This window comes from Serratia sp. BNK-4 (assembly GCF_048685115.1).
Lineage (GTDB): Bacteria > Pseudomonadota > Gammaproteobacteria > Enterobacterales > Enterobacteriaceae > Serratia > Serratia bockelmannii.
The window spans coordinates 1,259,477-1,273,508 of sequence record NZ_JBLQTM010000001.1; the positions used below are offsets into that span (position 1 = coordinate 1,259,477).

Below are 14,032 nucleotides of genomic sequence, written 5' to 3' on the forward strand. Positions count from 1 at the left end.
GTACAGCATTTGTTGCCAGATGATGAACCAGGTTGGCGTAATTATCGACAATCAAATGATTTTTTAACTAAAGAAAGTGTTTCTTGCGGCGTCGGGGCATTGTATTTGGCGGGCGGGGCTGTTAACGGCGGAACCGGATGGCCCCGCCGTGGTGCGCTTAGAAAGTGGCGCGGCTGACGTTCTGGCAGCCTAGCGCCGCCAGGGTGGCGCGGGTGGCGTCCCACTGGCTGAGGATCGCCTCCTGCGGCTCGACCAGTACGGCGCGGCGAATGTTCAGGCAATCGCCGCCGGAGAGGTTCAGCAGGATCAGCGCGGCCTGCAGCGGCGGCAGGCTAGGGTTGAAGGCGGCGTTTTCCGCATAACGGCCGGCATAGATAATGCCGTCTGTCGTTTCCAGCGCCACGCCGCTGTGGGCGTTGCTGTACGGTGCGTGACTCTGATTGGCCGCCGCCAGTGCCGCCTGTGTCAGTGCGTCGTCCAGCGCCAGCTGGTGACCGTGATCGACCTTGTCCATCAGCAGCGAAGCGATATCCAGATCTTTCGGGCCGAAGGCGTCCGGCAGATAGTCCGCCAGCGTAGCCGGCGCGCGGCCCGGCAGACGGATCTGCAGTTCGCCGCCGCTGTTCAGCTCATTCATAAACTGGCGGCAATGACCGCACGGCGTGTAATTGACGGTGACCGAGGCCAGCGCCGATTCACCGCGCAGCCAGGCATGGGTAACCGCGCACTGCTCCGCATGCACGGTTTGCTGCAGCGGTGCGCCGCTGAATTCCATATTGGCGCCGAAATAGAGGTTGCCACTTTGCCCGCGCGCGATGGCGCCGACGTGGAAATGCGATATCGGGGTTAACGAGCAGGCCGCCGCCAGCGGCAGCAGCGCGAATGCCAGCGCATCATCGTCCAGCCCGCAACCTGTGCGGATCGCCGCCGCTTGCTCGGCCGTGAACATCGCCGGAAAGTCAGGCGCGTCCAGATAGGGCCGCAGGGCGGATTGCAGTGTCGCGGGCAGTGCGCTGAAAGCGGTGTGAAAACGCGGATGCATAGAAGGTCTCTCTACGAGTTAACGGGGTAACATTCTAGGCAGGCCAGAGACATTAAAGTGTGACTAATGTCTCTTAATTGGTGAAATTAGTGCAATGAAATAAATAAATGCGAGATGTATCGCAAGTTTCGCCGTATTCAGCCGAACAGATGCAGCAGCACCGGGAACAGGAACGGCGCCAGCAGTGAGGTGATGATGCCGCAGATCACCAGCGCCAGCGAGCCGAATGCGCCTTCCTGGTAGTCCATCTCCGCGCAGCGTGCGGTGCCCAGCGCGTGGGATGCGGTGCCCATCGCCAGGCCGCGCGCAGAGTGGGTGGTGATTTTCAACAGGTTGAACAGCGTATGGCCGAACACGGCGCCGAGGATACCGACGAAAATGACGCAGACCGCGCTGATCGCCGGAATACCGCCGAGCGAGTCCGCGACGGCCATGGCGATTGGCGTAGTGACCGATTTCGGCAGGATAGAGGCGGCGATTTCCGGCGTGGCGCCCAGCCACAGGGCGATGGCGCCGCCGCTGATCATGGCGGTCAGGCTTCCGATGAAGCACACCGCGATAATCGACTTCCAGCGCGCGCGGATCTGGTGCAGCTGTTCATACAGCGGGAAGGCCAGTGCGACAACCGCCGGCTGCAGCAGATCGTTGAGGATTTTGCTGCCCTGAAAGTAGCGCTCATAGGGGATGCTGGTGAGCAGCAGCAGCGGGATGATCACCGCCATGGAAACCAGCAGCGGATTGAGCAGCGGCATGTTCAGCTTGCGCGCCAGCCAGCGCGCGGCGAAATAGACCGCCAGCGTCAGCGGCAGCGACCACCAGATTTCATGGATCATGGGTTGCCCTCCGTGTCGTCGGGCTTACCGGCGATGCGGCGCTCGCGGTGAAAATAGTGTGAGGTATAGCCGACCACCACCAGCACCATCAGCGTGCTGATGAGGCAAGAGATGACCAGCGGGCCCAGATGCGCGACGATCTGATCGTAGTATTTCATCACCCCGACGCCGATAGGCACGAACAGCAGCACCATATAGCGGATCAGCAAATGGCAGCCGGGTTTAACCCATTTGGCCGGCATAATCTGGGTCGAGAGCAGGGCGAACAGCAACAGCATGCCGAGAATGCTGCCGGGAATGGCGAACGGCAGCAGCGCCGCCACTGCATTGCCGACGAACAGACACAGGTAGATGAGGAGCAGGGCTCTCAGGTATTTCCAGCACAGTGTGAGCACGTTGGCCATTGTCTTTCCCCGTTTAATTGCTGCATTCATCATACAATTAAACTGTGAGCCATGCCACAGATCGCACCATGAATTATCGCTATGGGTGCCATACCCGATCGGCGGGTTGACAGCCTGCAATGGCTACCACGCGCGGGTTCAGCGCGTGTCTTCGGCCGCTGCCGCCGCGTGTTCTGCCAGCCGGTGGCCGAGGAAGAAAAACAGCAGGCTGAGCAGCGCGGCGACGATCAGCATCACGAACATCAGCGGCGGCGCGGCATAGCTGAGCAGCACCCCGCACAGTACCGGGTTGATGGCGCCGCCCAGCGCGCTGAGATTCTGTACTCCATAGTAGCTGCCTTTCAGGTGCGGGGGCGCGATAAAGTCGATGAACATGTATTCCACCGGGATCACGATGATTTCGCCGAGGGTAAACACCGCCATCGCCGCCAGCCACAGCCAGACCGCCTGGCCGGCCGCCATGAAACCGAGCAGCCCGACGATGAAAAACAGCGTGCCCAGCACCAGCCAGCGCAGCATGTTTTCCTGGCGCATACCGCGGCTGAGCAGGTATTGCAGGGCGATAACGATGCTGGCGTTGACGATCATCACCAGCCCGATGATTTTGTAGGCGAACTCGGCGCTGGAGACGGTGATCAGATACTGCGACAGATAGCCGGTGAACTGACCGAACACCACGGCGCCCAGGGTGCTGCCGAGGGTGAAGTAGATAAGCCGCCGATCGCTCCGCAGGATTGTCAGCGTCTGGCGGAAGTTGGGGAGCGCGGCCGGTGCGGCGGCTGGCGTTGCGCGCTGTTGCCGACCGCGCAAGCGCAGGCTTAGCGCCGCCACCGTCGCCAGCGCCAACCCGCCCGACAGGTAAAACGGCAGCAGCGGGCTAAGCCCGGCCACCAGAACGCCGAGCGCAGAACCGATCGCCCAGCCGACGTTGACCAGCGTGTAGTTGATTGAAAAAGCCTTGATGCGCTGCTCAACCGGCAACCCGTCGGCGAAGCAGGCCTTAATGGTGATGCTCAGCACCGAATAACAGGTATGCAAGATGGCCAGCACCACGATCACGCCGCCGGGGCGCGGGATCCAGGGAATGGCGAAGAAGCTCAGCGCAAACAATACAATCGACAGCAGGATCAGGCGGTTCTTGCTGAATTTGTCCACTAGATAGCCGCCGTACAGGCTGGCAAGGATGCCGAGGGTCAGGCTGACGCCCAGGATCACGCCCACGCTCTTCGGCAGCAGATGGAAATGCTCGGTGAGGTAGATGGTAATGAACGGCAGCGTCACGCCGCGGCCGATGGTCAACACCAGCGAACTGGCCAGCAGCATGTTAATCAGCGAGGGGAATCCCTTCATTCGAAGCCTGTTTATGCATACAGTTATTGGGCGATGCAGATAACATAGCGTATTTTGGCGAGGACGGAAGGGGGAAGCCGAAAATTAGTTTAAAAACAGAGGCTGCGTCGGCAGCCTCGTCAAAAACAGCATTATTTACCGTGTTCGGCCTGCAGCGTGGCGAACCACGGTTGCACGAAGTCGCTGCTGCTGCCCCAGCCGGGGATGATCTTCGCCAGCCCGGCGACGTTGACCGGCCCCGGCTGCGCCAGCAGCAGCGCCTGCGGAATGACCGTCGCTTTGAACTGATAGCTGTCCGGCGTGCTTTCCCCGGCGATCTTGTTGGCCACCAGGCGCACGTTGACTGCGCCGATAAGCTTCGGATCCACCGCCACGCTGACCTGCCACGGGCTGCCGGCTTCGCGCATCAGCTGCAAGTCCTGGTTGGAGATATCGATGCTGTACAGCTTGATCTCGGTGCGGCCGTTCTCTTTCAACGCTTTGTAAGCGCCCTGAGTGAAGGCGTCCCAGGTGCCCCAGATGGCGTCGATCTTGCCTTTCGGGTATTTCGCCAGCACCGCGCCCACCTTGTTGGCGGTATCGCCCTGCACGTCGGATGAAACCGCGCCAATCGATTCCAGCTCGTGAATGCCCGGATGCTGTTTCAGCAGCTGCTGATAGGCGGCCTGGCGGCGTTCCATCGGTGGGAAGCCGGCTACCCAGAGTTTGATGATGTTGGCCTGGCCGTTGAAATCCTTCACCAGCTGGCCGAAGGAGGCATTGGCCAGCGAAGCGTCGTCCTGCTGCGAGACGGTGACGCCGGGAACGCTGCCACTGACGTCGGTATCGAACGCCGCGACGGCGATGCCGGCCGCCGCGATGCGTTTGACCAGCTCGGTGGAATAGGGGGCTCGCCCCTGTGAGAGAATGATGCCGTCATATTTCTGGCTGATAGCCTGGTTGACGAAGTCCTGGAAGCGCGCGTCGTCGCCGTTGCTGAGGAAGGTGTCCACCTTGAAGCCCAGCTTGCGTCCTTCCTGGATGGCACCCGCCAAAAATTGCGTGGTGTTGTCGTCGGAACCGAGGTTGCGGATCACCGCGATGCGCACCGGCCCCTGATGCTGAGCGATGGCAGCTGGCACGGCGGCGTTTTCCGCTGCCTGCAGCGGCAGGGCAGCCAGCAGGCTGAGGGCGAGCAGCGAAGTCTTGACGTTTTTCATTATTATAGGCTCCAAAAAGCAGGGAAACGATCCCGGTGAAGGTCTGTTATAGCAGTCTTTCTGTCTGGACGTCTATTTGTTGTTGCGGAGCATCATAGCGAGATGCGGCAGGCGAGGGAATCAGAGCGGTTATGACTTTTTCTTACTGCTTATAACGTCGGGTTTGAGACATTAAAAAAGGGCCGAGCAAGCTCGACCCTCGATGTTACGCACCGGTGCGGTTATTTGACCTGCATACCAGGCTGCGCGCCGCTGTCCGGGCTCAGCAGGAAGATCTCTTTCCCGCCAGGGCCCGCCGCCATCACCATGCCTTCCGAAACGCCGAAACGCATTTTGCGCGGCGCCAGGTTGGCGACCATGATGGTCAGACGGCCTTCCAGCGTTTTCGGATCCGGGTAAGCGGAGCGAATGCCGGAGAAGATCTGGCGCAGTTCGCCGCCCAGATCCAGCTGTAGTTTCAGCAGCTTGTCGGAGCCTTCGACAAAGTCGGCGCTCTTGATCAGAGCGATGCGCATGTCTACCTTGGCGAAGTCGTCGAAGGTGATGGTTTCCTGAATAGGATCATCGGCCAATGGACCGGTCACCGGTTTGGCGGCGGCCATGTCTTCCTTCGAGGCGTTGACCATCTCGCTGACCTTATCCAGATCGATACGGTTGAACAGCGCTTTGAATGCGTTCACCTGGTGGCCCAGCAGCGGTTGCGGGATTGCGTCCCAGCTCAGCTCGGCGTTGAGGAACGCTTCGGCGCGTTCGGTCAGTGAAGGCAGTACCGGCTTCAGGTAAGTCATCAGCACGCGGAACAGGTTGATGCCCATCGAGCAGATGGCCTGCAGATCGGCGTCGCGGCCTTCTTCCTTCGCCACCACCCAAGGTGCCTGCTCATCCACGTAACGGTTGGCCAGATCGGCCAGCGCCATGATTTCGCGGATCGCGCGGCTGAACTCGCGGCTGGCATAAGCTTCGGCGATGCTCTGCGCCGCGTCGACGAAGGTCTGGTACAACGCCGGATCGGCCAGGCTGTCGGCCAGCTTGCCGCCGAAGCGCTTGTTGATAAAGCCGGCGTTGCGCGAAGCGAGGTTCACCACCTTGTTGACAATGTCGGCATTCACGCGCTGCACGAAGTCTTCCAGATTGAGATCGATGTCATCAATGCGTGAAGAGAGCTTGGCGGCGTAGTAATAGCGCAGGCAGTCGGCGTCGAGGTGCTGCAGGTAGGTGCCGGCCTTGATGAAGGTGCCGCGCGACTTGGACATCTTGGCGCCGTTCACCGTCACGTAACCGTGCACGAACAGGTTGGTCGGTTTGCGGAAGTTGCTGCCTTCCAGCATCGCCGGCCAGAACAGGCTGTGGAAGTAGACGATGTCCTTGCCGATGAAGTGATAGAGCTCAGTGGTGGCGTCTTTGCGCCAGAACTCGTCGAAGTCCAGATCGCCGCGTTTGTCGCACAGGTTCTTGAAGGAACCCATGTAGCCGATCGGTGCGTCCAGCCAGACGTAGAAGTATTTGCCCGGCGCATCCGGAATTTCGAAGCCGAAGTAAGGCGCATCGCGGGAGATGTCCCACTGCTGCAGGCCGGATTCGAACCACTCCTGCATCTTGTTCGCCACTTGCTCTTGCAGCGCGCCGGAGCGCGTCCACGCCTGCAGCATTTCGCTGAAGGCCGGCAGATCGAAGAAGAAGTGCTCGGAGTCGCGCATTACCGGCGTCGCGCCGGAAACCACGGACTTCGGATCGATCAGTTCCGTCGGGCTGTAGGTGGCGCCACACACTTCGCAGTTGTCGCCGTATTGGTCCGGCGATTTGCATTTCGGGCAGGTGCCCTTCACGAAACGGTCCGGCAGGAACATGCCTTTCTCCGGATCGTACAGCTGAGAAATGGTGCGGTTCTTGATAAAACCGTTTTCTTTCAGGCGGCTGTAAATCAGGGTGGACAGCTCACGGTTTTCATCGCTATGGGTCGAGTGATAGTTGTCATAGCTGATGCCAAAGCCGGCGAAATCCTGTTGGTGCTCCTGGCTCATCTCCGCGATCATTTCTTCCGGTTTTACGCCCAGCTGCTGCGCTTTCAGCATGATCGGCGTGCCGTGCGCGTCGTCCGCGCAAATGAAATGCACTTCGTGGCCGCGCATTCGTTGGTAACGCACCCAGATATCCGCCTGGATGTGCTCGAGCATGTGGCCGAGATGGATGGAACCATTTGCGTACGGTAGCGCGCACGTCACCAATAATTTTTTCGCGACTTGAGCCATAGTGAGAACTTGCTTTCTGTAATGAATAAAAGGGCCTTCGATGTTAACCGATCGCGCCCTTCGCTGCTAGGGCGGTTTCTTGCAGGTTATACGCGCCAGCCGCCGGGCAGTTCTGATATGCTTAGCCGGAAGCTACCCATTCAAAATCAAGGAGCCGGGATGAACGCAAAATCCCCTGAGCAGACCAACCCCGAAGTTCTGCGCGCCCTGGTGACCGGTGTACTGGCCGCCTTTGAACACCCGACGTTGAAAAACAACCTGACCGCATTGAAGGCTATCCATCACTGCGCGTTGCTGGACGATGTGCTGCATATCGAACTGACGATGCCGTTTGCCTGGCTGAGCGGCTTTGAAGCGCTGCAGGCAAGCGTTGGCCCCGAGCTGCTGCGCGTGACCGGCGCCAGCGCCATCGATTGGAAGCTTAAACACGATATCACGACGCTGAAGCGTGCCAACGGCCAGGCCGGTATCAAAGGCGTGCGCAATATCATCGCCGTCAGCTCCGGTAAAGGCGGGGTGGGGAAATCCACCACCGCCGTCAACCTGGCGCTGGCGCTGGTCGCCGAAGGGGCCAAGGTCGGCATTCTGGACGCCGACATATACGGCCCGTCGATCCCCAATATGCTGGGCACCGAACACGAGCGGCCGACTTCGCCGGACGGTCAACATATGGCACCAATCATGGCGCACGGCCTGGCGACCAACTCTATCGGCTATCTGGTGACCGACGACAATGCTATGGTGTGGCGCGGACCGATGGCCAGTAAGGCGCTGATGCAGCTGTTGCAGGATACGCTGTGGCCGGATCTGGATTATCTGGTGCTGGACATGCCGCCGGGTACCGGCGACATTCAGCTGACGCTGTCGCAGAACATTCCGGTGACCGGCGCACTGGTGGTTACCACCCCGCAGGATATCGCTTTGCTGGATGCCGCCAAGGGCATCGTGATGTTCGAGAAAGTGCATGTGCCGGTGCTGGGCATCGTGGAGAACATGAGCGTGCATATCTGCAGCAACTGCGGTCACCATGAGCCGATTTTCGGCACCGGTGGCGCCGAGAAGCTGGTGCAGAAATACAACAGTCGTCTGCTGGGGCAGATGCCGTTGCATATTTCGCTGCGTGAAGATCTGGATCGCGGTACGCCGACGGTGATCAGCCGACCGGACAGCGAATTCGCCGACATGTATCGTCAATTGGCCGGCCGTGTGGCTGCGCAGATGTATTGGCAGGGCGAGGCGATCCCGACAGAGATTGCGTTCCGCGCGCTGTAATCAGCCTATCGCAATGCAAGAACCCGGCTTAAACGCCGGGTTTTTTTATAGGATGCGGGCAGGGTTGTGCAAATCTGCCCGGGTATAAGGACGTTCGATCTGTGCCAGCGTTTTGGCGATATGCTCCAGCAATCCCTGGGTGGGAGCCGGCTGCCGCTGTCCCATCAGCGCCAATGGCAAGGCCAGCGCGATGGCGAAGTGCGGCCAAGAGAGATGCGGGCGCGTTTTGCTCCGCTGCAACCACAGGAACAGTGCGCTGGCCAGGTAGCCTAAAATCAGCCCGCTGATCACCTCGGATACCGAGTGCACGCGAATTTCCAGCCGCGAAACGCCGATGGCGAAAGGTAATATCCACCCGGTCAGTAAAGCGATGCTACGTATGGGGTGGGAAAAGCGACCGGTCAACGTCCAAAGCAATGGCGGCCAGATGCTTGCCGCGAGGGCTGAATGGCCGCTGAATCCGGTGAAGTCATAACTTGCGCTACCAATGCCCCAGCCCATAAAGGCCAGTTTGGACAGGCAGACCAGCCCGCCGGTGAAACCGAAGATCAGCGCCCATTGCCAGCCTGCCGCGCGAGTGGCGGGATACGCGATCAGCAACAAAAACAGAATCAGCGCGCAGGGCAGCAGCAGCATGCTGTCGCCGAAAAAAGTCAGAAAATACCAATCCAGCACATCAATCTCCGATGAAGGGGAATGGGGGAGCATAAGTCAGCGCAGGAGTGTATCTTGTTAGCGCGCGTTGCCCTAGCCGTGAGATTCTTAAAATACGGCAGTACCGATAAGACGAGATAGCCCGAATTCGCCCGCCGTCGCGCAATATACAGTGGCGCAAACCCCGGCGACTCCCTATAATTGTCGCGTTTTAGTTCCCCCCTTCACACTATGAAATCAGGTCTTTAATTTTATGACTGACAATCCGCATCAGTGCGTCATTATTGGTATAGCTGGCGCATCTGCCTCCGGAAAAAGCCTTATCGCCAGCACGTTGTACCGCGAACTCCGCGAGCAGGTCGGCGATGAGCACATCGGCGTTATTCCAGAAGACAGTTACTATAAAGACCAGACTCACCTGACCATGGAAGAACGGGTCAAAACCAACTACGACCACCCGAGCGCCATGGATCACAACCTGCTGTTCCAGCATCTGCAGATGCTGAAGGCCGGTAAGGCGATCGAGCTGCCGCTGTACAGCTACACCGAACACACGCGCAAGAAAGAAACTGTCCACCTGGAACCTAAAAAAGTCATTATTCTGGAAGGGATCTTGCTGCTGACGGATATCCGCCTGCGCCAGGAAATGAACTTCTCGATCTTTGTCGACACGCCACTGGATATCTGCCTGATGCGCCGCATGAAGCGCGACGTCAACGAGCGCGGCCGCTCGATGGATTCGGTGATGGCGCAATACCAGAAGACCGTGCGCCCGATGTTCCTGCAATTTATCGAACCTTCCAAACAATACGCCGATATCATCGTCCCGCGCGGTGGCAAAAACCGCATCGCGATCGATATTCTGAAAGCCAAAATCAGCCAATTCTTTGAATAATGCCCCTTAATGGCCGGAAATGTGCATTTCCGGCCGGCGGCCAACTATTTGCACCCCGGCGTAGACCTTTCGCCCGTTGTGTGGCAATTTTTGTTTAGTTATGCGTTTTGATGGAGAAGAGAGACATGAGACTGTGTGACCGCGATATAGAAGCCTGGCTGGATAGCGAGAAACTGGTGATTTCCCCGCGCCCGCCGCTCGAACGCATCAACGGGGCCACAGTAGATGTCCGCTTGGGCAATCAGTTCCGCGTGTTCAGTGGCCATACCGCGCCTTTTATCGATCTTAGCGGACCGAAAGACGAAGTCAGCGCCGCGTTGGATCGCGTGATGAGCGACGAGATTGTCCTGCCGGAAGGCGAAGCGTTCTTCCTTCATCCCGGCGAGCTGGCCCTGGCGGTGACGTTCGAATCCGTGACGTTGCCGGACGATCTCGTGGGGTGGCTCGACGGCCGTTCTTCTCTGGCGCGCCTGGGGCTGATGGTACACGTCACTGCGCACCGTATCGATCCGGGCTGGCATGGGCGCATCGTGCTGGAGTTTTACAACTCCGGCAAGCTGCCGCTGGCGCTGCGGCCGGGGATGCTGATTGGCGCCTTGAGCTTTGAGCCGTTGTCCGGCCCGGCGGCCCGGCCTTATAACAGCCGGCAGGACGCAAAATATCGCGATCAGCAGGGCGCAGTAGCCAGTCGAATCGACAAGGACTAACGGCGCGGGATGCACCGTCGGTGTGGCGCTGACAAGAGGGTGGCATGAGAAGATTACTGACGACATTGGCGATTTTATTGGTGGTCGTGGTGGCGGGGATGTCCGCGCTGGTACTGCTGGTCAATCCGAATGATTTTCGCGGTTACATGGTCAAAAAGGTCGAACAGAAGAGCGGCTACCAACTGACGCTCGAAGGCGACCTACGTTGGCATATCTGGCCACAGCTCAGCATTCTGGCCGGGCGCATGACGCTGACCGCGCCGGGTGCCAAGGCGCCGGTAGTGAGCGCGGAAAACATGCGCCTCGATGTCAAACTATTGCCTCTATTGTCGCATCAGCTGTTTGTTAAACAGGTGATGCTGAAAAATGCCGTCATTCGCCTCACGCCCGACAGTGAAGAGCACTCTCAGGTGGACGCCCCGATCGCACCCGCCGGTAGCGGTACTGACGCGGCAGACGCGGCCTGGAAGTTCGATATCGACAACCTACGGGTCGTGGACAGCCTGCTGGTTTGGCAGCGCGCCGACAACGAGCAAATCAATGTCCGGGATATCAATCTCACTCTGCAACAAACGGAGAAACGGCAGGCGCAGCTGGAACTTTCCAGTCGGGTTAACCGCGATCAGCGTGACCTGACCTTCAGCATGGCGGCCGATGTCGATCTACAGCAGTTCCCACGCCAGATCGGCGCCAAAGTGACTCAGTTCAATTACCAACTGGTGGGCGCGGATATTCTTAATGGCGGTATTCAGGGAGAGGGCAATGCACAGGTGGTCTATCAGCAGACGCCAGCGCAGATTGCCATCAGCCAACTGAACGTCAGTGCCAATAACAGCCAATTGGCCGGCGATATCAGCGCCAGCCTCGGGACGGTGCCTGGCTATGTGGTGAATCTGAATTCGGCTAATCTCGATCTCGACGCGCTTTCCGGTTGGCAATCCAGCACTAATACCGCCGAGCAGTCCGCCGTGACCGCCGCGCCGGTGATCGCCAGCCAGGTTGACGATCGGCAGCAGAACCTGGAAGCGCTGCGCAATTTCAATGCACAGTTGAATCTGCAGGCGGCGCAGTTGACCTACCGCGGTATGAATGTTACCCAGTTAGCCGTCGCGGCGGATAATCAACGCGGCCTACTGACTCTGCATAAACTTGTCGGGCAATTGGCCGGCGGTGATTTCTCCTTGCCGGGCTCGCTGGACGCGCGCGGTAATAAACCGGTGATCAACGTGCAGCCGACGTTGAACCAGGTTGAACTCGGCACGGTGCTCAAAGCCTTCGACATGCCGCAGATGCTGACCGGCAAATTCAGCATGAAAGGGGATCTGACCGGCGATCGTCTTTCTTCACAGTCATTTGAGCACCGCTGGCGCGGTACGGCGCAGCTGGCGATGCAGGATGCGCAGTTGCACGGCCTGAACATTCAGCAACTGATCCAACAGGCGGTGGCGCGCAACGATAACAGCGTGCGCGGGCAAGACAGCTATCAGCGCTATACCGAGGTCAAAAGCGTCTCTGCGCAGGCCAGCCTGAATCAAGGCACGGTCAAGCTCAGCGGTCTGACGGCGGATTCTCCTTTGCTGGCGCTGACCGGCGCCGGCAGCATCGATATGCCGGGTAAGCGGTGCGATATGGCGCTTAACGTGCGCGTTACCGGCGGATGGCAAGGGCGCGGCGAGCTGATCGAACAACTGCAAAAAACGCCGATTCCGCTGCGGGTTTACGGGCCTTGGCAACGGCTGAATTATCAACTGCAAGTCGATCAAGTGCTGCGAAAAACGCTGCAGGATCGGGCCAAGGATGCGTTGAACAAGTGGGCTGAAAAGAACAAGGATTCGCGCGAAGGCCAGGATCTGAAGAAGCTGCTCGACAAGCTGTAATCCCTACGACGCGGACCACATTGTGGCCCGCGTCAATATCGAGATTCCCGCGGTAATTTCTCTCCGTTACCTTGATGAAGGTCATGAAGGCTCGCGCGCAGTTTGTGCAGAGTAAGGGCTGTTCTGCTATGACTATGCGCCTGAGCGCGAAAACATGACGAGTTGAGGAAACATGATAGAGCTTCTTATTGGCGCCGCAGTCGCGGCGGGCGTGGGCCGTTACATCATCAAGGGATATTCCGCTACCGGCGTTTTGTTGGTGGGGGGGCTGCTGCTGCTCGGCATCAGTGCCCTGATGGGGAAAACGCTGTTGCCGTCCGGCGCCACCTCAACCGGCTGGCGCGCGACCGACATGATCGAATACGTCAAGATTTTGCTGATGAGCCGTGGCGGCGATCTGGGTATGATGATCATGATGCTGTGCGGCTTTGCCGCGTACATGACGCATATCGGCGCCAACGACGTGGTGGTCAAGCTGGCCTCGCGCCCGTTGCAGATGATCAACTCGCCTTATCTGCTGATGGTGGCGGCCTATTTTGTCGCTTGCCTGATGTCATTGGCGGTCTCTTCCGCTACTGGCCTCGGTGTGTTACTGATGGCGACGCTGTTCCCATTGATGGTGAACGTCGGCATTAGCCGCGGGGCGGCGGCGGCCATTTGTGCTTCGCCGGCGGCGATTATTCTGGCACCGACCTCCGGCGACGTGGTGCTGGCAGCCAAGGCGGCGGAGATGCCGCTGGTGGACTTTGCGTTCAAAACCACGCTGCCTATCTCGATTGCCGCCATCGTCTGTATGGCCGTTGCGCACTTTTTCTGGCAGCGCTATCTCGACAAAAAGAACAATGAACAGCATCACATCATGGACGTCAGCGAAATCAAAACGCATGCGCCGGGGTTCTACGCGATATTGCCGTTTACGCCGATCCTTGGCGTGCTGATCTTCGACGGAAAATGGGGGCCGGAGCTGCACATCATTACCGTGCTGGTAGGGTGCATGTTGCTGGCGGCCGTGATCGAGTTTGTGCGCAGCTTCAGTGCCAAACAGGTGTTCAGCGGCCTGGAGGTAGCCTATCGCGGCATGGCGGATGCTTTTGCCAGCGTGGTGATGTTGCTGGTGGCCGCGGGTGTCTTCGCGCAGGGGCTGAGTACCGTCGGCTTTATCAGCGGGCTGATTGGCCTTGCGCAGTCGTTTGGCACCGGCGGTTTGATCATGATGCTGGTGCTGGTGGTGATCACCATGCTGGCGGCCATGACCACCGGTTCCGGCAATGCGCCGTTCTATGCGTTTGTCGAACTGATCCCGAAACTGGCGGCGCAGATGGGCGTGAATCCGGCCTATCTGGTGATCCCGATGCTGCAGGCGTCTAACCTCGGCCGCACGCTGTCACCGGTCTCCGGTGTGGTGGTAGCGGTTTCCGGCATGGCGAAAATCTCGCCGTTCGACGTGGTAAAACGTACTTCGGTGCCAGTGATTGTCGGGCTGGTGGTGGTGATCGTGGCGACGGAACTGCTGGTTCCCCAGTAAAAGAAAGGCCGGGGGATGCCCGGCC

12 protein-coding genes are annotated in these 14,032 nt (G+C 59.1%); 5 read left to right on the forward strand and 7 right to left on the reverse strand.

The genetic code is table 11. From position 1 onward, the window contains the following. Positions 1-157 precede the first annotated feature (157 nt). From cdd to metG, 6 genes are all read right to left on the reverse strand, one after another. Positions 158-1,042, reverse strand: coding sequence for a cytidine deaminase (gene cdd / locus ACMGGW_RS06140; RefSeq protein WP_025302152.1), 885 nt, complete (start codon positions 1,040-1,042; stop codon positions 158-160). 137 nt (positions 1,043-1,179) lie between these two features. Next, on the reverse strand, positions 1,180-1,875 hold the full coding sequence (locus tag ACMGGW_RS06145) for a CidB/LrgB family autolysis modulator (RefSeq protein ID WP_197832359.1): 696 nt from the start codon (positions 1,873-1,875) through the stop codon (positions 1,180-1,182). Beyond that, a complete protein-coding gene (locus ACMGGW_RS06150; protein ID WP_025302154.1) occupies positions 1,872-2,279 on the reverse strand; it encodes a CidA/LrgA family protein in 408 nt (135 codons plus the stop codon). The genes ACMGGW_RS06145 and ACMGGW_RS06150 overlap by 4 nt, the downstream gene beginning before the upstream one ends. A gap of 138 nt (positions 2,280-2,417) precedes the next feature. Further along, a complete protein-coding gene (locus ACMGGW_RS06155) occupies positions 2,418-3,629 on the reverse strand; it encodes an MFS transporter (protein ID WP_049205818.1) in 1,212 nt (403 codons plus the stop codon). Between the two features lie 131 nt (positions 3,630-3,760). Further along, positions 3,761-4,828: a sugar ABC transporter substrate-binding protein gene (locus ACMGGW_RS06160; RefSeq protein WP_049205821.1), complete on the reverse strand. Its 1,068-nt coding sequence runs from the start codon at positions 4,826-4,828 to the stop codon at positions 3,761-3,763. A gap of 221 nt (positions 4,829-5,049) precedes the next feature. Next, positions 5,050-7,077, reverse strand: a complete 2,028-nt coding sequence (gene metG, locus ACMGGW_RS06165; RefSeq protein WP_025302157.1) for a methionine--tRNA ligase — start codon at positions 7,075-7,077, stop codon at positions 5,050-5,052. Positions 7,078-7,236: 159 nt separating this feature from the next. Between metG and apbC the strand changes: the two genes are divergently transcribed. After that, the gene (gene apbC, locus ACMGGW_RS06170; RefSeq protein WP_043142439.1) at positions 7,237-8,349 is read left to right on the forward strand and encodes an iron-sulfur cluster carrier protein ApbC; all 1,113 of its coding nucleotides are present in this window, start codon (positions 7,237-7,239) and stop codon (positions 8,347-8,349) included. Positions 8,350-8,394: 45 nt separating this feature from the next. Here apbC and ACMGGW_RS06175 read toward each other — a convergent pair whose 3' ends face one another. Continuing rightward, positions 8,395-9,024 (reverse strand): phosphatase PAP2 family protein, encoded by a 630-nt coding sequence (locus ACMGGW_RS06175; RefSeq protein WP_060447533.1) that lies wholly within the window; start codon positions 9,022-9,024, stop codon positions 8,395-8,397. 232 nt (positions 9,025-9,256) lie between these two features. On the opposite strand from ACMGGW_RS06175, the gene udk reads away from it, so the two are divergent. The 4 genes from udk to dcuC all read left to right on the forward strand — a co-directional run bounded on the left by udk (position 9,257) and on the right by dcuC (position 14,007). Continuing rightward, a complete protein-coding gene (gene udk, locus ACMGGW_RS06180; RefSeq protein ID WP_004938922.1) occupies positions 9,257-9,898 on the forward strand; it encodes a uridine kinase in 642 nt (213 codons plus the stop codon). 125 nt (positions 9,899-10,023) lie between these two features. Then, positions 10,024-10,605 carry a dCTP deaminase gene (gene dcd, locus ACMGGW_RS06185; RefSeq protein WP_019454407.1) on the forward strand — a complete coding sequence of 194 codons (582 nt, stop codon included), beginning with the start codon at positions 10,024-10,026 and terminating at the stop codon, positions 10,603-10,605. A 44-nt stretch (positions 10,606-10,649) separates the two neighbouring features. Continuing rightward, on the forward strand, positions 10,650-12,482 hold the full coding sequence (gene asmA / locus ACMGGW_RS06190; protein WP_193403083.1) for an outer membrane assembly protein AsmA: 1,833 nt from the start codon (positions 10,650-10,652) through the stop codon (positions 12,480-12,482). A 172-nt stretch (positions 12,483-12,654) separates the two neighbouring features. Then, positions 12,655-14,007 (forward strand): anaerobic C4-dicarboxylate transporter DcuC, encoded by a 1,353-nt coding sequence (dcuC, locus tag ACMGGW_RS06195; RefSeq protein ID WP_025302161.1) that lies wholly within the window; start codon positions 12,655-12,657, stop codon positions 14,005-14,007. Positions 14,008-14,032 lie beyond the last annotated feature (25 nt).